Raw genomic sequence first — 19763 nt, forward strand, 5'->3', positions numbered from 1 at the left:
GACTCGGGGCGACGGCCCTTGCTGTTTGGGGACTGCGCTGGAATGCCGCGATGCCGCGATGCCGAAATGTCGCGCCAGGTCGGCCCACATCGCACAGCGGACGCACGCCAACCTTGGAATAGCCGTCGCCCTTGGGCGACCGTCGTAGCGTGCCCCAGCCGCACGGGCCAATGGTCAGGCGTCAAACGTCAAACGTCAAACGTCAGACGTTATATGCTCCGCGCATGACGCAGGACGCGCCCGCTCGCCGCACGCCACGCCGGCCGAGGATCGCGATGATCGGCGCCGGATCCGTGGTGTTCTGCAAGACCCTCACGGCCGACATCCTCGCAACGCCGGCGCTGCGCGACAGCGAGATCGTGCTCATGTCGCCGACAGAGACGAAGCTGCGGCGGATGGAGGCGTTCATCGGCCGGATGATCCGCGACAACGGGCTGACCGCGACCGTGGCGGCCACCACCGACCGGCGCGAGGCGATCCGCGACGCCGACTTCGTGGTGGTGATGATCGCCGTCGGCGGCTTCGACGCCTACGCGGTGGACTACGAGGTGCCGCTCCGGTACGGCGTGGACCAGTGCATCGGCGACACGCTGGGGCCCGGTGGCGTGTTCCGCGGCCTCCGCCACATCCCGGTGCTCGCCGGGATCGCCCGCGACATGGAGGACCTCGCGCGGCCAGGCGCGATCATGCTGCAGTACGCCAACCCGATGGCCGCCAACGGCCTGGCACTCGGGCGCGTGACCCGGGTGCCCTTCGTCGGCCTGTGCCACGGCGTGCAGACGACGCTCGACCTGATCGCGGGCTACTGCGGCATCGCCGACAAGGACGAGATCACGTGGTCGTGCGGCGGCATCAACCACATGGACTGGTTCCTCCGCCTCGAGCACCGCGGGCGCGACCTGTATCCGGAACTGCGCGAGAAGTTCGAACGCCCCGAGTACTACAAGAACGAGAAGGTGCGCGGCGAGGTCTTCCGGCACTTCGGCTACTTCATGACCGAGTCCACCGGCCACCTCAGCGAGTACGTGCCGTGGTTCCGGAAGCGCGCCGACGCGCTGGCGCTGTACTGCGACGAGCCGGCGTTCGGCGGCGAGAGCGGCGCCTACTACAAGTGGGGCAAGGCGATGGCCGACAAATACGCGCGCGTCGACCCGCTGGAGTTCGAGGACACCGCCTGCGACCGCCGCAGCGTCGAGTACTGCTCGTGGATCATGGAAGCCGTCGTCACCGGGCGGCCCTTCCGGTTCATGGGCAACGTGTACAACCGCGGGTACATCGACAACCTCCCGGTCGATGCCTGCGTGGAGGTGCCGACCTACGCCGACGACACGGGACTGCACCCCGTGCGCGTCGGAGCGCTGCCCCCGCAGTGCGCCGCGGCGTGCGCCACCAACGTGATCGTGCAGCAGCTGACGGCGGAGGCCGCACTCTCCGGAGATCCGGAACACGTGGTGCACGCGCTCGCCCTCGATCCCCTCACGGCCGCGGTGTGCACGCTGAAGGAGATCCGCGAGATGGCCACGGCGATGCTGGAGGCGCAGCGCGACTGGCTGCCACAGTTCGCGGGCCGCGCGCCGCGCGCCGTGCCGACGATCGCGATCCCCGCCGACGTCACGCCCGTCGAGGTGCCGCTCGACCCGGCGCTGGCCATCCACCAGCGCTTCGGATCGTTACTGGCGAGGAAGACCGATTGAGCGTGCCCGAGCGCGACCAACACCGCACGACGCAGCCAATTGATGAGTTTCAGTACGCTTACCGATCCTCGATGACCGTGTTGACACGGATCGACTTCCGTCGCATTCTCTGCGGACCCTGAACCGGTTGCGGCCCGTCGCGCACACCGCGCGCGAGGCCGCCGAGCGTGTGAGTGGCTGAGCTGGGCCTCCCACCAGTCACCGCTGACGCGCGTGATCGTGCTTCGTCCTTCGGAGGCCACGATGTCGCTCGCGATCCGTCTCGCCACCACCATGGTCCTGCTGTGGGCCATCGTCGGTGGTCGTCCCGCCCACGCGCAGGTCACCACCGGGACGCTGCTCGGCACCGTCACCGACAGCGGTGGCGTCGTCCCTGGTGCCATCGTCATCATCGTCGACGAGCGGCGCGGCACGCGCACGACGTTCACCACCGACGAGACCGGCTCCTACACGGCCCCGTTCCTGAACCCCGGGACCTACACCGTCGAAGTCGAGATGCAGGGCTTCAAGAAATGGTCCCGCGCCGGCATCGCGCTCGAGGTCAACCAGCGCGCCCGCGTCGACGCGCAGCTCGAGGTCGGGACGCTCGAGGAGACCACGATCGTGGTGGCGAGTGCGCCGCTGCTGAGAACCGAGTCGTCCGAGGTCGGGGCGGCGGTCGAGGAGAAGGCGATCCGCGAGCTGCCGTTGAACGCGCGCAACTTCGCGGCGCTCGTCTACCTGGTGCCGGGCGTCACGCCGGGACAGGCGGGCGAGAACCTGTCGGGCGCGAGCACCTTCAACCCGCGTGGTGCCTCGAACTTCAACGCCCTCGGCCACCAGGCCAACACCAACGGCTGGCTCATCGACGGCATCGACAACAACGAGTACACGTTCAACACCGTCATCATCACGCCGTCGGTGGAATCGGTGCGCGAGTTCAAGGTGCTGACCGGCGTGTTCTCGGCCGAATTCGGCCGCGGCGCTGGCGTGGTGTCGGTGTCGACCAAGTCGGGCAGCAACCAGTTCCACGGCACGGTGTTCGAGTTCTACCGCGACGAGAAGTTCGACGCGCGCAACTTCTTCGCTGCCAAGGCGCCGGCGCCCAAGCCGCCGCTCGATCGCAACCAGTTCGGCGGCGCCATCGGCGGGCCGGTGTTCCGCAACCGCACGTTCTTCTTCTTCGACTACGCGGCGCTGCGCGAGACGCGGGGCCTGGCGTTCGTGAACACCGTGCCCACCGCCGAGACGCGGGTCGGCAACTTCTCGAACTTCCGCGACGCGTCGGGCAACCTGATCCCGATCTACGACCCGCTCACCACGCGGCTCAACCCCGCGTTCGACTCGTCGCGGCCGGTGAGCGCCACCAATCCGCAGTTCCTGCGCGACCCGTTCCCCGGCAACGTCATCCCTGCCGACCGCCTGAACCCGGTGGGCCTGAACGTGGCGAGCATCTACCCGCTGCCCAACCAGCCGGGCAACTTCAACAACTACGTCACGACGGCCAACCGGGTCTCCGAGGACGACAACATCTCGTTCCGCGTCGACCACCGGTTCGGCGAACGCGACTCGATCTTCTTCCGGTACAACTGGGGCAGTTTCAAGCTCGACGCGCCGCAGGGGCAGGCAGCCTGCTGCCTCGAGACCCCCGCCGAGGCAGCGGCGCGGTTCGATCTCGGGCCGTACGTGGCAGGCATCCAGAACACGCGGTTGAAGACGCAGGGCGCCGGGATCAACTACACGCGCGTGATCACCAACACGCTGGTCAACGAGCTTCGCGGCGGCTTCGCGCGGACCGTCCCCTTCACGTTCCAGTCCGACTTCGGCCGGCAGTCGGCGACCTCGCTGGGCATCCGCGGCATCAACATCACCGAGTTCGCGACCGGGTTGCCGAACATCAACATCCAGGACTTCACCGGCCTCAGCGGCGGTCCCGCCTTCCTGCCGGTCAATCCCAAGCAGACGCACTGGCAGATCGAGGACAGCCTCAACTGGGTCAAGGGCCGGCACTCGCTGAAATTCGGCTACCGACTGGTCGATCGCTTCGTCTCGCCGTTCACCAACACCGACACGCGTGGCACGCTCACCTTCAACCGGAACTTCACCAACAACCCGGTGACCAACGCCGGCGGCACCGGCCTGGCCACCCTGCTCACCGGATACATGACCGGCGCGGCTCGCGGGTTCCTGCTCGAGCCTTACGACATGCGCACGCAGGAGCACGGCGCGTTCGTGCAGGACGATTTCAAGGTGAGCAACCGGATGACCGTCAACGCCGGCGTGCGATACGAGGTGTTCACGGCGCCGACCGAGGAGCAGAACCGGCTCGTCAACTTCGACCCGACCGACCTGCGCCTCATCTACGCCGGCGAGAACGGCGCGAGCGACACGGTGAACCTGAAGACGCAGAAGAAGAACGTCGCGCCGCGCCTCGGCGTGACGTACCTGGTCACCGGGGACGGCCGCACCATCCTGCGGACCGGGTACGGCATCACCTACTTCCCCATCGCGGCGTCGGCGTCGAACCTGCTCGGGCAGCAGGTGCCCTACACCATCTCGCAGAACGTCAATCCTGAGGTCAACCCCACCAACTTCGCCAACGTGCGGACGATTGCCGACCCGTTCCCCGCGGTCGTGCAACTGAAGCCGCTGACCACCGCCGAGCTGAACGCGGCCAACCCGCGCGTGCTCGGCCACTCGTTCGAGAACGAGACACCGTATGCGCAGCAGTGGCACCTCGGCGTCGAGCGGCAGCTGTTCGGGCCGGTCGTCGCCGAAGTCGGCTACATCGGGAGCAAGGGCACCCACCTGCTCTTCTGCTACAACCCGAACGAGGTGCAGCCGGGGACCGGGTCGCAGCCGTCGCGGCGCCTGATCCAGCCGCTGTCGAACATGAACAACCTGATTCAGTGCGACCCGCGCAACCGGTCCACGTACCACGGCCTCCAGACGCGCGTGAACCAGCGCTACGCCAACGGCTTCCAGTTGCTGTTCTCGTACACGTGGGGCAAGTCGCTCGACTACGGCGGCTCGGCGGCGAGCGGTGGCGGCCAGACCGGCGGTCCGCAGACGGTCACCAACCTGAATGCCGGCAAGGGGCCGTCCGGGTTCGACGTGCGGCATCGCGCGGTGATCAGCTCGGTGTACGAGCTGCCGTGGGGGCCGAATCGCCCCTGGCTCAATCAGGGCGGGCTGCTCAGCGCGATCGTCGGCGGCTGGCAGGCGAGCACGATCGTCACGGCCACGACCGGGCGGCCGTTCAACGTGAACCTCGCCGTCGGGGTCAACAACGGCGCGCCGAGCTGGCCGAACCGCGTCGGCTCGGGCAAGCTCGACGACCCGACGGTCGACCTGTGGTTCAATCCTGCCGACTTCGTTGCGCCAGCACCCAACACCTACGGCGACGTCGGCCGCGGCGTGTTGTACTCGCCCGGGCACCTGAACGTCGACCTGTCGTTGACCAAGCGGGTGTTCCTCTTCGGCGGACGCACCAATGCGCAGGTTCGCGTCGAGGCGTTCAACCTGTTCAACAACCCCGGCTTCGGCTTCCCGAACGCGTCGATCGGCTCACCAACGGTCGGCCGCATCACCTCGACGGTGGTGGACAACCGCAGCATGCAGTTCGCCGTGAAGTTCGACTTCTAGCCTGGACCACGTCGCCAGGGGCCAGCGGCTGGTCCCCGGGGGCGTAGCGGCCGACATTCATGTCGGCCGTGAAACCTGACACAGGGGCAGTGGCAGTCGCGGTGTGGCGCGGGCTCGCCTCGAGGCGGCCCGCACGCACGACGGCGCGACGGAAACGATCAGGCGCCGGCCGGCCGATGTGGTGACGCGAGCGAATGCATCTCGCCGAACTCCGGCTCAGTGCCGGTCAGCCAGCCCTTGACGAACTCGTAGAGCAGGACCGGGCGCGGCTTGTCGATCTCGAGGAACTCGGCCGCGTGCACCTGGACGGCGATGAGGACCATGCGCGGGTCGTCGGGCGTGCCGTGACGGGGATCGCCCTCGTCGGGGAACCAGGCCTTCCAATCGGACGCATACAGCTCGTGCACCTTCGCGCGATCGCGACTGATCGTCGCGATACCCGACACCGACACCCACTCGCGGTTGCCGTCGCGGTAATACGCGAGGTTGACGTGCGGGTCGTGCGCGATCTCGTCGAGCTTCGAGGTGCCGTCGCACGTCACGAACCACAGGTCCGCGCCAGGCGCCGGCTTCTGCGTCGCCATCGCCCGCGACCGCAGATGTCCGTCGGGCCGACGCGTCGTCATCATCGCAATCTCGATGTCGTCGATGGTCTCGTACAGTTGCGCCAACGTGCCGCTCATCAGGGATCCTCCTCATCAGCGGGTGAACCGTTCCCGCGTATGGTCCCTGATCGATGCAAGGCAGACGCCGGCCCGAGCCGCGCGCCGCATCGTGCCGTTCACCCGACGGCTGAGTGTCAGGCGTCGAGCCTGACGCCGAGCGCGCGCAGGTCGGCCCGGCACTGGCGCGGATCCGTGAACCGGATGGCGTGCATGCCGGCGGCGCGGCCGGCCTCGACGTTGGGCAGGCTGTCGTCGATGAAGACGGTGCGTGTCGGATCGAAGCCGGTGCGCTGCAGCGCGAGCGCGAACATGGCCGGGTCGGGCTTGGCGAGCCGCTCGACGCCGGAGATCACCACGTCCTCGAACCAGTCGAGGAACGGGAAGTGCGCCTGCGCCTTCGGGTACGTCTCGGCCGACCAGTTGGTCAGCGCCGCGAGGCGGTAGCCGCCCTCGCGCAGTTCCTGCAGCATCGCGACGCTCTCGTCGATGGCGCCGCCGAGCATCCGCGGCCACTCGCTCTGCCACTCGGCCAGCAGGGCCGCGTGCTGGGGATAGAGGCGCGTGCGCTCCTCGATGGCCTGGGCGAACGGCTTGCCGAGATCCATCTCGTGGTTCCAGCTGCCCGGCGCGACCTCGGCGAGGAATGCCTCCATCTCGTCCTCGCTGGCGAAGCGGTCGCGGTAGTGGTTGCGGGGATCCCAGCGGATCAGGACGTTGCCGAGGTCGAACAGGAGCGCGTCAATCATGGCAGCAGTCGGCCTTCGTCTCAGTGGGGCCTTCGTCATTCGGCCTTGGTCATCGGCCTTCGTCATGCGGCCGTCGGCCTTCGTTGCCGGACCAGCGCTACGTCGCGCGCGGCGATGCTCGGAGACCGGCGCCCAGTACGACATTCCGGCATCGCAGCATCGCGGCGGCATGGCCAGTGAGCGAACGCGACAACGCCGGCGCCCTGTTGGGGAGCGCCGGCGTTGTCGTGTGTGAGCGAGCGTGTCGGACTACTTGCCGCGCATGCCCTCGGTGACGATGCCGACCTTGTCGACGCCGGCACCGCGCGCCGCGTCGATGGCCTGCACGACGTTGCCGTACGGCAGCGTCGGGGCGCCCAGGATGAACATCGTCTTCTCCTTGCGCGACTCGAAGATCTCGGCGAGTCGGCTCTGGAGGTCGCCGATCTGGACGTCCTGGTTGTTGATCGACATGCTGCGATCGGCGTTCATCGTCAACACGATCTGCGTGTTGTCGGCGGCCGATTCGGCGCTCTTGGTCTCGAGCGGCAGGTTGATGTCGGTTCCCTTCTGGGTCATCGGGAGCGCCGCCATGAAGATGACGAGCAGCACGAGCAGCACGTCGATCAGCGGCGTCACGTTCATGTCCGAACTGGTCTGCGGGAGCTCTCCCTTCTGGACCGTTTCGGCGCCAAGGTGCCTGTGGGCGGACATGGCTAGTCGCCTCCCCCTTCTCCGGGCTTCTTCTTGCTCTCGGTGATGAGGGCCACGTTCTCGATGCCGGCCTCGCGCAGCTTGTCCATCATCGACATGATGGCGGCGTAGGGGGCGTCGGTGTCGCCCTTGAGGTAGACGATGCGCTCCGCCTTCTCTTCGAGGGCGAACTTGATGCGGTCGACGGCCTCGGACTCCGACACCTGGATGTTGTTGACGTACAGATTCTTCTGCGCGTCGACGTGGACAACCGTCTGTTCCTGGGTGTCAGGCTTCTCAGACGTGTTGTCCGCGTACGGCAGCTGCACGTTCACGCCCTTCTGCAACAGGGGCGCGATGAGCATCATGATGATGAGCAGCACCAGCATGATGTCCACGAGGGGGGTGACGTTGATGTCGGCCTTGATGCCGCCCTTCCCGCCCCCCATTGACATTGCCATGGGAACTCTCCTCGGGAGGGGACCGCGCCGCGAGGCGTGGTCCCCGTCAGAACCAGTTCGTCCTTAATTGCTCTTCTTGACGAAGTAGTCGACCATCTCCGACGAGCTGTTGTCCATCTCGACGTTGAAGTACTCGAGGCGGCCCGTCAGGTAGTTGTAGAACCACACCGCCGGGATGGCCACGACGAGGCCGAGTGCCGTCTCGACGAGCGCTTCCGAAATACCGGCCGACACCGACCCGATACCGCCCGAGCCCGTGGCCGCGATGCCCTGGAACGCCGAGATGACGCCGACGACCGTGCCGAGCAGACCGACGAACGGGGCCGTCGAGCCGATGGTCGCCAGCGAGGAGACGCCCTTCTTCAGGTCGTTGCTGGTGAGCGCCGTGGCGCGCTGGATGGCGCGACGGACCGTGTCCAGCAGGTCGTCGCGGTTGAGCGCCTGGCCGCTCTCGCTCTGGAACTGGTACTCCTGCAGCCCCGCGAGCACGACCTTCGCGAGGTGGCTGTAGCGGAAGTTCTTCGACTGCGAGAGCGCGATCGCGTCCTTGAGGCGGCCCTCCTTGAGGTGCTTGGCCACCTGCGGCGCGTAGAGCTTCGACTGCTTGCGCGCCTGCGAGAAGGTGTACCACCGCTCCACGAACACGCCCACCGACCAGAAGGACATGAAGAAGAGGATGTAGGCCACCAGCTTGGCAACGAAGCCCATCTGCTGCCACATGTGAATCAGATTCAGATCACCCATTGCGCTCCACCCCTCCGGGGATGACTCCTGGGACGCTCCCGCTCCGGGAGCACGCCCATCGTTCGTACGTGTTTAAGTGCGACCGATCGTTGTTGACGTGACAGGCTCCGCGCCCTCGGCACCGAGGGCGCGGGAACCCAGGGACCTACTGCAACGTAAAGTTCACAGTGACGGTCATGATGACCGGCACCGGCACGCCGTTCAGCAGCGTGGGGGTGTACTCCCACTGCTTCACGGCGTCGAGGGCGGCCTGATCCAGCAGCGGGATGCTGCGGAGCACGCGCGCGTTCTGCACCTTGCCATTCGGACCGATCGTGGCCTCGATGATGACCACACCGGCCACGCGCGCCGACTGCGCAATCTGCGGATAGACCGGCTTGACGTCGCGGGTCTTCTTCGGCGGGGCGATGTTGCCACCCACGCGCACCGGCTGCGTCGGCGCCGGGGGCGGCGGCGGCGGAGGCGGCGCTGACGGCAGACCACCGACCACGCCACCGAGCGCTCCACCGGGGATGCCACCCTCGACACCACCGGGCACGCCCACGCCGACATTGGCGGCAGGCGGGGCCGGAGCCTCGGGCTTGATTTCCTTCGGCGGCTCGATCGGCGCGGCGTTCGGGTTGGTCACCGGCGTCGGCGTCGGCGTCGGCGCGGCCGCCGCAGGGGGCGGCGGCGGCGGCGGCGGAGGCGGCGGGGGCGGCGGCGGCGCGCCCACGAACGCCATCATGCTCGGCGTCTCGGGCAACGCGTCCATGGCCATCAAGGGGACGATGACGATCGCCCCGACGATGGCCAGGTGCACAAGGATCGAAACGGGGACCGTGTACCACTTCTGCGACCCGACCTTGATGGACGGATCGACCACGTCCCCGAACATGTCTTTCGGCACTGGCCTGTCCTCCTACCGACCCTGACGCTAAAGCTTCCGTCGTGAGGCGGCGATTATAGCGACAGCAAAAAAACAGTGTCAACGAACTCCGATGTCCTCTTTGACACCGGTTTTCGGGATTCGGCACATGGTCGCGCCGAATATTTTTCCCGCCGCGCCCCGCCCCATCCATCGGCATGCCACGCGCGTGGTCACCACCCCGTCACACGACAGGTTTCCCGACGCGCGCCCCGCCTGAGGTCGCAGATCGCCGATCGTATGCGCGCCGCCGCGCGCATGTCAAAACCCGGCCGTTGATCGGCGCGTCACGCCAGGCCGGACGGCGGCCGTCGCGCCTCGCCCTGGTCCGTTCGCGGCGCCGTGATGGCGGGGGGCAACGCCATGCCGCCGGTGAGGAACACCCGCACGCCTTCCTCCACAGACAGGTCGGGAAACCGGACGCGGGCACGCCGGTAGAGCAGGATGTCGCCCAAGTACAGGTGATTGGTCGGCACGTACACCGCCACCCACGCCTCCGGCTGCCCCGCCTCGTCGGGCACCGTCAGCTCGCGCGTGAGAAAACCCAGCACCATGCCGCGCTGCGGCTCCTCCACCAGGACCACGCGCTTGAAGCCCGAGTCGTTCTGCGGATTGAACGCCCACACCAGTTGCTTGACCGGCGCGTAGATGGACCGGAAGAGCGGCACGAGCATGAGGTAGTACTCGGCCCGCTGCAACAGGCGCCGCCCGACGACGTTGGCGGCGAAGAACCCCACCACGAGGATGCCCACCGCCGTGGCGGCGATGCCGAGCCCCGGTACTCGCCTGCCGAACGCGCGCTCCACCAACGGCGAGGTGAGCGCATCGGCGACGCCGAAGATCCACACCAGCGCCGCCAGGCTGAGCGCCAGCGGCACGGTGACGAAGAAGCCCGCCACGAACCGGCGGCGCAGGTAGCTCCACACCAGCGGATGCTCCCGAAAAGGCACGCGCGCCGCGATCGGGACCGCGGCGCGCATGGAGGTGCACGGCGAGTGGCCGCCGTGCGGCCGACGTCAGGCGTTACGACGTTCGCGGCGGCGCGGACGGTCGCCGGCCGCGCGTGCCGGCGCCGCCGGGGCGACGGGCGTCGTCTCGTTCTTGCTGAGCATGATCGCGATCGCCGATGCGATGAACACCGTCGAGTAGGTGCCGCTGATGATGCCCACCAGCATGGTGAACGCGAAGCCCTCGAGCACCTCGCCGCCGAAGATGTACAACGCGAGCACGGAGAGGAACGTCGTGCCGGCCGTGATGATCGTGCGGCTCAGCGTCTGGTTGACCGCCGTGTTGACCTGCGACTCCAGCGAGGCGCCGCGCATGGTGCGGAAGTTCTCGCGGACGCGGTCGAAGATGACGATGGTGTCGTTGACCGAGTAGCCGGTGATCGTGAGGATCGCCGCGATGATGTTCAACGACAGCTCGTAGCCGAAGAACGTCAGCACCGCGAGCGTGACGATCACGTCGTGCAGGGTGGCGGCGATGGCGCCGACCGCGAAGGACAGGCGGAAGCGGAAGGCGATGTAGAGCGTGATGCCGAGGATGCTCGCCAGGGTCGCGTAGACGCCCTTGCGCTGCAGGTCCTTGCCGATGACCGGCCCGACGATCTCGGTGCTGATCGGCTCGAAGGCGCCGATGTTGGCCGCGCGCACCGCGTCGACCACCTGGCGGGCGCCCTGCTCGAGGCTGGTGCCCTGCTCGGTGGCCTGCGCCTGCGGCAGACGGATCAGCACCTCGTTGGCGCTGGCCGCGCCATACTGCTGCACCACCTTCTCGCCGGGGATGCGGTCGAGCGCCTTGCGCACCACCTCCTCGGAGGTCGGCTGCTGGAACTTGAGCACGACGATCGTGCCGCCGGAGAAGTCGATGCCGAGCGGCAGGCCGTTGCGGGCGATCTGCACCAGACCGAGCACCACGATCAGCGCCGAGAAGGCGATCGCGTGCCAGCGCCACTTGGTGAAGTTGTAATTGGCGTTCGAGAACAGGTCCATGGCGCCCTCAGATGCTCAACTTCGCGGCCTGCGGGCGACGCGACAGGATGAGTTCGAACAGCGTGCGCGACACGAACACGGCCGTGAACACGTTGGACAGCAAGCCGAAGAACAGGGTGGTGGCAAAGCCGCGAATCGGGCCGGTGCCGAACTGGAACAGGAACGCCGCCGAGATGAGCGACGCGACGTGCGTGTCGAGAATGGTGAGGAACACGCGGTCGAAGCCGGCGGCCACCGCGGCGCGCGCCGACTTGCCCGACCCCATCTCCTCCTTGATGCGCTCGAAGATGAGCACGTTGGAGTCCACGCCCATGCCGATCGTCAGGATGAAGCCGGCGATGCCCGGCAGCGTCATGACGGCGCCGATGTAGGCCATGAAGCCGAGCAGGATGAGCAGGTTGAGGCTGATCGAGAGCAGGGCGTTGAAGCCCGTGAGCTTGTAGTACGCCAGCATGAACAGCGTCACGAACCCCAGCCCGATGAGCGAGGCCATGACGCCGGCGCGGATGGAGTCGGCGCCGAGCGACGGGCCCACCGTGCGCTCCTCGAGGTAGGTGAGGCTGGCCGGCAGCGCACCGGAGCGGAGCGTCAGCGACAGATCCTGCACTTCCTGCTGCGTGAAGCTGCCCGAGATGCGTCCCTGGTCGTAGATGCGCCCCTCGATGGTCGGCGCGCTCTGCACCCGCCCGTCGAGGATGATCGCCAGCTGGCGGCCGATGTTCTGGGCGGTGAGCTGGCTGAACTTGTCGGCGCCCTGCTGGTTGAGCGAGAAGCCGACGGCGGGCTGGTTGTTCTCGTCGAGCGAGGGACGGGCATTGCGCAGGTCGCGGCCGGTGATGCCCGCTACCCGCTTGACGAGGTAGTAGACCGGCCCGGTCCCCTGGGCGTTGCCGGCCTCGGCGGCGCCGGGCACGATCTCGAGGTCGGGCGGCACCTGGCCGCCGCGGGCCGCGAGCAGCGCCTCGCGCGTCGGGGCCGGACCGTCCTCGACGATCTTCAGCTCGAGCAGCGCGGTCGACCGGATGATCTCCTTGGCACGGGCGACGTCGGTCACGCCGGGCATCTGGACGAGGATCTGGTCGCCATCGCCGTGCGGCGCGACGATCGGCTCGGCAACGCCGAGTTCGTTGACGCGCCGCTCGATGGTCTGCAGCGCCTGGGCCACCGCTTCCTGTCGCAAGCGGGTGATCTGGGCCGACTTCAGCGTGAAGGTGTAGGAGCCGCCGACGCCCGAGGCGCGGTCGAACACCTGGCCCACCCACTCGTCGGCGATGCGGCGGAAGTCGGCGTCGCGGTCACCAGGCACGCCGTCGACGCGGAACGACCGCACGTCCTGTGGCGTGACGGCGCCGATCGAGACGCCCTGCCGCGACAGCTCGTCGCGCAGCCGCTCGGCGCTGGTCTCCGTCTCGAGCTTCAGCGCATCGTCGGTCTGGACGCGGAGCACGAGGTGGACGCCGCCCTTGAGGTCGAGGCCGAGCTTCACCTTGTCCTTGGGCGGATAGAAGGCCGCGACGGCCAGTGCGACCACCACGAGGATGGCGATCACTTTCCAGCGAAGGTTGCTTGTCATGAGGGATTACGCGACGCCCTGGTCGGGGACGACGGGGTCCTGGCCCTGCAGGCCGCCGACGGCCGCACGGGCGACGTCGATGCGGACCTGGGGCGCGATCTGCAGTTGCACGTGCTGCTCGCCGAGGCGGGTGATGGTGCCGTAGATGCCGCCGGTGGTGATGACCTTGTCGCCCACCTTCAGCCCCGACTGGAAGTCGGCGACCTTCTGCTGCCGCTTCTTCATCGGCAGCAGGACCATCACGTAGAAGATGCCCAGGATGATGACGAAGGGCAGCAACGACAGCCACGGGCTGGCGTTGGGATCGGCCGGCGCCGACAGGGCGACCAGCGAACGGGCGAACAGGCTCGGGGAGGGCATCAGGAACTCGGGGCGGTCCGGGAGAAACGGCGGTGGAACTCCTGTCGAAACTGCTCGAACAACCCGAAACCGATAGCCTGTCGGATCCTCCGGAGGGTGTCAAGGTAAAAGACGAGATTATGGATGCTCGCCAGGGTGCCGGCGTTCATCTCCTTGTTGTGGAACAGGTGACGCAGGTAGGCGCGCGAATGACGGCGGCAGGTGTCGCAGGGACACTGCGCGTCGATGGGGCGTTCGTCGCGCGCGAAGCGCGCGTTGCGCAGGTTCAGCGGTCCGTCGGGCGTGAAGACCTGCCCGTTGCGGGCGTTGCGGGTGGGCAGCACGCAGTCGAACATGTCGATGCCGCGCGCGACGCACTCCACCAGGTCGTCGGGCATGCCGGTGCCCATCAGGTAGCGCGGGCGGTCCTCCGGCAGCAGCGGCGTCGTGTACCCCACCACCTCGTACATCGTCTCCACCGACTCGCCGACGCTCAGGCCGCCGATCGCATAGGACTCGAAGCCGATCTGCTGGAGCGCCTCGGCGCTCCTGGCGCGCAGGTGGGGATACACGCCGCCCTGCACGATCCCGAACTGCGCCTGGCCCGGGTTGGACACGGTCACGCCGGCGACCGGCCCGGCCTGCAGTTGCAGGAAGCGATCGCGTGCCCGCCGCGCCCAACGGAGAGTGAGGTCGAGCGAGGCCGCCGAGGCCGCCTCGCTGGCCGGGGCGGCGAGGCACTCGTCGAGCACCATGGCGATGTCGGGGCCGAGCTGCGCCTGGATGTCGACCACCTTCTCCGGCGTCAGCTCGTGGCGGGACCCATCCAGGTGTGACTGGAAGCGGGCGCCCTCCTCGGTGATCTTCACCAGCGGGCCGAGGCTGAAGATCTGGTAGCCGCCGCTGTCGGTCAGGATCGGGCCGGGCCAGCCGATGAACCGGTGCAGGCCGCCGCGCTCGGCAATCAGGTCGTCGCCGGGCCGCAGGTACAAGTGATAGGTGTTGGCGAGGACGATCGAGGCGCCGGCGTCCTCGAGGGCCCGCTGCGTCACCCCGCGCACCGCCCCGCGGGTGCCGACCGGCATGAACGCCGGGGTCTCGACGACGCCGTGCGGCGTCTGCAGGCGCCCGGTGCGCGCCTGCCCGTCCCGGCCCGTCAGCGTGAACGCGAAGGCCCCGGGCATTCGGCTATACTACGGCATCCATCCGGCCCTCCCGGCCGCCTCCCGTACTCCAGGAGACCCTTGAAGAAACTGCGCGTGGGCGTCATTTATGGTGGCCGCTCGGGCGAGCACGAAGTGTCGGTCGCCTCGGCTGCCGCCGTCATGGCCAACCTCGATCGGACCCGCTACGAGCCGGTGCCGATCCGCATCGATCGCGACGGGCGGTGGTCGCTGGCCGACAAGCCGCCGACGGCGGCTTCGGCCTCGGAGGTGATCGAGCAGACGCGCATCGAGGTCAAGGCGGTGCGGGCCGGTCGCGAGGTCCACCTGCTGCCGCGCCCGAGCGAGGAGACGATCCTGGCCATCGACAGGACCGCCCACCGGGGCGAGGACGAGGCGCGGGCGCTGGTGCACGGCGTCGGCCTGGACGTCATCTTCCCGGTGCTGCACGGCCCGCACGGCGAGGACGGCACGGTGCAGGGCCTGCTCGAGCTCGCCAACGTGCCCTACGTCGGGTGCGGCGTGCTGGCCTCGGCGGTCGGCATGGACAAGGCGCTGATGAAGACGGTCTTCGGCGCGCGCGGCCTGCCGCAGTGCGCCTACGAGGTCCTGCTGCGCCGCCAGGTGCTGGCCGACCCCGAGGCGATGGCCGACGGGCTGCTGTCGCGCCACCCGCTGCCGCTCTTCGTCAAGCCCGCCAACCTGGGATCGAGCGTCGGCATCTCGAAGGCACGGACCCGCGACGAACTGGTGGAGGCGCTGAAGCTGGCCGCCGACTACGACCGCAAGGTGGTGGTGGAGGTGGCCGTGCCCAACGCACGCGAGATCGAGGTGGCGGTGCTCGGCAACGACGAGCCGCTCGCCTCGGTGCCCGGCGAGATCGTGCCGTCGCGCGAGTTCTACGACTACGAGGCCAAGTACCTCGATGGCGCCAGTCGCCTGGCGATCCCGGCCGACCTGCCGGCCGAACTGGGCTCGCGCCTGCAGGCGCTGGCGATCGAGGCGTTCCGTGCCATCGACGGCGCCGGGCTGAGCCGCGTCGACTTCCTCGTCGACGGCGCCTCGGGCGCGGTGTACGTCAACGAGATCAACACGATGCCGGGCTTCACCACGATCAGCATGTACGGCAAGTTGTGGGCGGCGACGGGACTGGCCTACGCCGAGCTCGTCGATCGCCTGGTGCAGCTCGCGCTCGAGCGTCACGCCGAGAAGCAGCAGCTGCGCGTCTCGGCCTTCTGAGTTCCCGCGCGCCGGCGCGGCCACCGGTCGGCGCCCCTGCGGCGCCGACGAATTTTTTCTAGGGCCTCTCCCCGAGAACGACGACCGTCGCGCCCGTCATCGCGTCCCCGACGCGCCCGCGGATGCGTCGGCGCGCGCCGACGCGACGGGCCGCTGATCGGGTCGCGTGTTGCTTACCGGTATCGACGTCCCCGGCGCGGAAGCCCCTGCAAAGACCGTGGGGAAACCTGGCGCGCCGGCGCCCTCCGCAGGTAAGTGTCCGGTTTGATTTGTCAAGTTTGACAAGCCCTGGACTTTGCGCTAGCCGGCTCTTCCAAGGGGTCGTCGAGGCGGGTGGAAAATTTTGACAAGCACGGTTTCTTTGTGCTTGACAAGGCAATTTTCTCATCCATAATCTACATCTTGTGTGAGGCAGGGTAGCTCAATCCACCTGTAGTGATGGGCCAATGACGGCTCACGGGGCGAGCACCGCCAGCCAGAGGAGGAAGAATGGCGAAGAAGGCAGCCAAGAAGGCCGCGGCCAAGAAGCCGGCAGCAGCCAAGAAGCCGGCCGCGAAGAAGGCCGCGAAGAAGCGCTAGTAGCGGTCGCGGCAACGGCGCTTCGTCGCCAGGCCGCAAAACGGACGCCGCCTCCGGGTGGTGTCCGTCAGTTGGACATGCGGCGGCTGCCAGGCTCGATCGGCGGCCGCCGGCCATTTCCGGCCGCAACGAACGGCTGTCCTGTCCCGCCACTCACGGGTCGTGGGCGCGGGACGCAGCGTTGCGAGCGCACGCGCGAGCCTGCGAGCGGCCGGGCCGAGTAGACCACCTGGAAAGGGGGTAGACGCCGGCACCCAGGAGGCCGGCCGCGAAGCAAGCGGCCAAAGGAGCGGTAGGCGGTGTCGCCCGGTCACACACACCGCAAGGGGCGCGGCATTCCGCGCCCCTTTACTGTTTGCAGGCAATTTGAAATTGGAAATTTGGAATTGCGGAGGCGCGGCTGCGCCGCCGCCTCTCGGGATGTCTCGAGCGGCAAGGCCGACAGGCGGCCGCCGAACAATTTCAAATTTCGAATTTCAAATTACTGAGGTGCGGTCACGCCGTCCCACACCCGCACCCGCGTGATCGTGTCGCCCACCTCGAGCTGGTCGACCACTTCCATCCCCTTCACCACCTGCCCGAAGACCGTGTAGCGTCCCTCGAGGTGCGGCTGCGGCGCGTGCGTGATGAACCACTGGCTGCCGCCCGTGTCCGGGCCCGACAGCGCCATGCCCACCGTGCCCCGCAGGTACGGGCGATCGTTCAGCTCGTCGCGGATGCTGTAGCCCGGACCGCCGGTGCCGTCGCCGCGCGGATCGCCGTCCTGCACCACGAAGGCCGGCACCACGCGGTGCAACTGCAACCCGTCGAAGTAGCCGCGCCGCGCCAGGGTGACGAAGTTCTCCGCCGTCAGCGGCGCGTCGAGCACCGCGAGCTCGATTTGCACGGTGCCCTTGGCCGTCTCCAGGTACACCTGCGGGGAGTACGGGGGCGAGACCAGCCGCGCCGCCTCGTACAGCTCCGCCGCCACGGTCACCGGCGCCGGGCGGATGCGGGTGAGGGCATCGCTCGACGCGTCACGCGCCACCAGCCAGCGCGCGGCACGCAGGCGCATCGCCCAGTCGCGGTCGGCCAGCGTCTCGGTCATCGGACCGGTGGCCGCCGCCGGATCGATCGCTGCCACTGCCAGCAACGTCGCCCACCGTGCGTCGTCGGCCGTGTCGCCGCGCGAACGCTCCCACGCGGCGAGCAGCGGCTCCTTGAGCGCCGCGATCTTCTGCTGCGCCGCAATCGAGGCGGCCTCGGCCCGGATCGCGACGTCCTCGCGGGCCAGCGCCGCGACGAGGTGTTTCTCCAGGCCGGGCAGCTTCAGCGTGCCCCAGGCCCGCAGCGCCGACGGCAGGACTCGCGCGTCCTTGTCGGCCATCAGGCGCTCGAGCATGGGCGTCGCGTTCTCCGGCGACAGCGTCGTCAGCGCGTCGGCCATCGCCGCCCGGACCCGCCAGTCGCCGTCGGGATCGAGCCCCGACAGCACCGTCGTGAAGGTGAGGGAGTCGACGCGCGCCAGCGTCCGCAGCGCCGCGGCCCGCAGCAGCGGCGATCGCGACGTCAGCCGATCCACCAGATCCGGTTCGGCCTCCCGTGCGCCGATCTGCGACAGCGCCGCGAGGATCTCGAGTTCGAGGCCCTGCGGCACGCCCTTCTGGCGCAACAGCCCGAGCAGCGCGGGCGTGGCCCGAGCGTCCTTGATCTGCCCGGCGGCGCGCACCGCCGACACGCGCACCTGCGGGTGCACCTGGCGCGTCGGCTCGAGCAGTGGCAACAGCGTCGGCACGGCCGCCGTCGCACGGCGCTCACCGAGGCCGCGCACTGCATAGCCGGCCGTGAAGGGTGAGGGCGAGGAGACGAGTTCGAGCAACGCCGGGACGGCGCGATCGTCGCCGACCCGCGACAACGCGGCAGCGATCGGCCACCAGGCGCTGCGCGGACGCCCTGCAGCATCGAGGACGGCGGTGGCCAGACCGTCGTAGGACTTGAGGGCCGCCAGCGCCGCCAGGCCGCGCCGGACCGCCTCGGCGTCGGCACTGCCGCTGGCCGCCTCGTCGCCGGGCGGCGTCGCGATCGCGCCGGCCTCGACGAGTCCTCGCACCATCTGCGCGATCGACGCGGCGGCCGCGCCGGCCTTCTCCGCCCCGAGCAGGCCGAGTGCCTGCGCGGCACGGCCCTTCACGAGGGGGTTCGGGTCACCAAGCGCAGCCGTGAGCGGCTCGGCGGCACTCGCCTCACCCAACAGGCCGAGCGCAAACGCGGCCATCGCGCGCACCTCGGCATCGCTGTCCTGCAGGCGGGCGACGAGCGGCGCCACTCCAGCGGGCAGGCCGACGCGGCCGACCGCCAGCGCGGCGCGACGACGGACGCGCGCGTCCGTGTCGCCGAGCAGGCTGATCAGGTCGAGCGCCGGCGGCGGGGGCGGCGTGGCGACCACGCGACCCCGCGTGTCGATCACGGGCGGCGGCGCGGGCACGGCGCGCGAACGCGCATCTTCCAGCACCCGATGGTCCTCGAGGCGGTGGATGCTCGCGATCTTGGCTTCGTAGGGCGGGGCCACGACCGGCGGGGGCGGCGGCGGCGCCGACGCACAGGCGGTGACCAGCGCCAGTCCGATGAGGGGCAACAGGCGACGCGTCATCACTCGGGCGCATGCTAGCACGCGCGACTGGACGCCCCTCGAAGCCCGTCGCTATACTGCGCGCCATCGTGGACGCGCGCTACCTCGCCATCGAGGGCCCTCCCGGCGTCGGCAAGGCAGTGCTCGCGGAACGGCTCGGCCAGCGCCTCGACGCCAGCCTCGTCCTCGACGACGTCGAGAATCCGTTTGCCGCCGATCGGAAGGCGCGAACCACCGGGGCGGCCTTCCAGGCCCAGCTCTTCCATCTGCTGGCCAGGCATCGCCAGCAGGAAACGCTCAGGCAGGGCGACCTGTTCGCACAGGTCACGGTGTGCGACTACCTGTTCGACAAGGACCGGATCTTCGCCTACCTCACCCTCGACGACAACGAGCTGTTCATCTACCAGCGCCTGTACGAACTCCTGGCGCGCGACCTCCCCACTCCCGACGTGGTCGTGTACCTCCAGTGCCCGACCGACCGGCTGCGCAAGCGGCTCCGCGAGCGCGACCGGCGCGCCGCCGCGCGCCGCGGCGACGAGGAGGACATCGGCGAGCTGAACGACGCGTTCAACCACTTCTTCTTCCACTACACCAGCGCCCCGCTGCTCGTGGTCGAGACCTCCTCGCTCGACCTCGACTGGCAGGACGAGGACGTCGAGGACCTGCTCCGGCAGGTCGAGCACATGCAGCAGGGCACCCAGTACTACGTGCCACGTCAGCGGTGATACCCTAGTCCCTTCGCCTGCACGGCAGGCGCC

16 protein-coding genes are annotated in these 19763 nt (G+C 68.8%); 4 read left to right on the forward strand and 12 right to left on the reverse strand.

From position 1 onward, the window contains the following. Nucleotides 1-224 precede the first annotated feature (224 nt). A complete protein-coding gene (gene melA, locus TBR22_RS23925) occupies nt 225-1694 on the forward strand; it encodes an alpha-galactosidase (protein ID WP_239490355.1) in 1470 nt (489 codons plus the stop codon). A gap of 243 nt (nt 1695-1937) precedes the next feature. Next, nucleotides 1938-5318 carry a TonB-dependent receptor domain-containing protein gene (locus TBR22_RS23930; protein ID WP_239490356.1) on the forward strand — a complete coding sequence of 1127 codons (3381 nt, stop codon included), beginning with the start codon at nt 1938-1940 and terminating at the stop codon, nt 5316-5318. A 158-nt stretch (nt 5319-5476) separates the two neighbouring features. On the opposite strand, the gene TBR22_RS23935 is transcribed toward TBR22_RS23930, so the two are convergent. From TBR22_RS23935 to tgt, 11 genes are all read right to left on the reverse strand, one after another. Then, on the reverse strand, nt 5477-6001 hold the full coding sequence (locus TBR22_RS23935) for a pyridoxamine 5'-phosphate oxidase family protein (RefSeq protein WP_239490357.1): 525 nt from the start codon (nt 5999-6001) through the stop codon (nt 5477-5479). A 116-nt stretch (nt 6002-6117) separates the two neighbouring features. After that, nucleotides 6118-6729, reverse strand: coding sequence for an HAD family hydrolase (locus TBR22_RS23940; protein WP_239490358.1), 612 nt, complete (start codon nt 6727-6729; stop codon nt 6118-6120). A 249-nt stretch (nt 6730-6978) separates the two neighbouring features. After that, entirely contained in the window at nt 6979-7422 is a 444-nt protein-coding gene (locus TBR22_RS23945) for a biopolymer transporter ExbD (protein ID WP_239490359.1), read from the reverse strand. A 2-nt stretch (nt 7423-7424) separates the two neighbouring features. Beyond that, complete coding sequence (locus TBR22_RS23950) at nt 7425-7862, reverse strand: biopolymer transporter ExbD (RefSeq protein WP_239490360.1); 438 nt, start codon at nt 7860-7862, stop codon at nt 7425-7427. Nucleotides 7863-7925: 63 nt separating this feature from the next. After that, on the reverse strand, nt 7926-8606 hold the full coding sequence (locus tag TBR22_RS23955) for a MotA/TolQ/ExbB proton channel family protein (RefSeq protein ID WP_239490361.1): 681 nt from the start codon (nt 8604-8606) through the stop codon (nt 7926-7928). 145 nt (nt 8607-8751) lie between these two features. After that, complete coding sequence (locus TBR22_RS23960; protein WP_239490362.1) at nt 8752-9495, reverse strand: energy transducer TonB; 744 nt, start codon at nt 9493-9495, stop codon at nt 8752-8754. A gap of 305 nt (nt 9496-9800) precedes the next feature. Next, the gene (locus tag TBR22_RS23965; protein ID WP_239490363.1) at nt 9801-10493 is read right to left on the reverse strand and encodes a DUF502 domain-containing protein; all 693 of its coding nucleotides are present in this window, start codon (nt 10491-10493) and stop codon (nt 9801-9803) included. Between the two features lie 36 nt (nt 10494-10529). Continuing rightward, complete coding sequence (gene secF, locus TBR22_RS23970) at nt 10530-11504, reverse strand: protein translocase subunit SecF (protein WP_239490364.1); 975 nt, start codon at nt 11502-11504, stop codon at nt 10530-10532. A gap of 7 nt (nt 11505-11511) precedes the next feature. After that, nucleotides 11512-13077 carry a protein translocase subunit SecD gene (gene secD / locus TBR22_RS23975; protein WP_239490365.1) on the reverse strand — a complete coding sequence of 522 codons (1566 nt, stop codon included), beginning with the start codon at nt 13075-13077 and terminating at the stop codon, nt 11512-11514. Nucleotides 13078-13083: 6 nt separating this feature from the next. Further along, a complete protein-coding gene (gene yajC, locus TBR22_RS23980) occupies nt 13084-13437 on the reverse strand; it encodes a preprotein translocase subunit YajC (RefSeq protein ID WP_239490366.1) in 354 nt (117 codons plus the stop codon). Then, nucleotides 13437-14600 carry a tRNA guanosine(34) transglycosylase Tgt gene (gene tgt / locus TBR22_RS23985; RefSeq protein ID WP_239490367.1) on the reverse strand — a complete coding sequence of 388 codons (1164 nt, stop codon included), beginning with the start codon at nt 14598-14600 and terminating at the stop codon, nt 13437-13439. Before tgt ends, yajC begins: the two co-directional genes overlap by 1 nt. Nucleotides 14601-14660: 60 nt before the next feature. Here tgt and TBR22_RS23990 point away from each other — a divergent pair, with 60 nt between their 5' ends. Further along, entirely contained in the window at nt 14661-15818 is a 1158-nt protein-coding gene (locus TBR22_RS23990; RefSeq protein WP_239490368.1) for a D-alanine--D-alanine ligase family protein, read from the forward strand. A gap of 1060 nt (nt 15819-16878) precedes the next feature. Here TBR22_RS23990 and TBR22_RS23995 read toward each other — a convergent pair. After that, entirely contained in the window at nt 16879-19026 is a 2148-nt protein-coding gene (locus TBR22_RS23995) for a HEAT repeat domain-containing protein (protein WP_239490369.1), read from the reverse strand. Between the two features lie 68 nt (nt 19027-19094). Here TBR22_RS23995 and TBR22_RS24000 point away from each other — a divergent pair, with 68 nt between their 5' ends. Continuing rightward, a complete protein-coding gene (locus TBR22_RS24000; protein WP_239490370.1) occupies nt 19095-19730 on the forward strand; it encodes a deoxynucleoside kinase in 636 nt (211 codons plus the stop codon). Nucleotides 19731-19763: the final 33 nt, after the last annotated feature.

Origin of the sequence: Luteitalea sp. TBR-22 (assembly GCF_016865485.1) — a bacterium.
In the GTDB taxonomy this organism is placed as follows: domain Bacteria; phylum Acidobacteriota; class Vicinamibacteria; order Vicinamibacterales; family Vicinamibacteraceae; genus Luteitalea.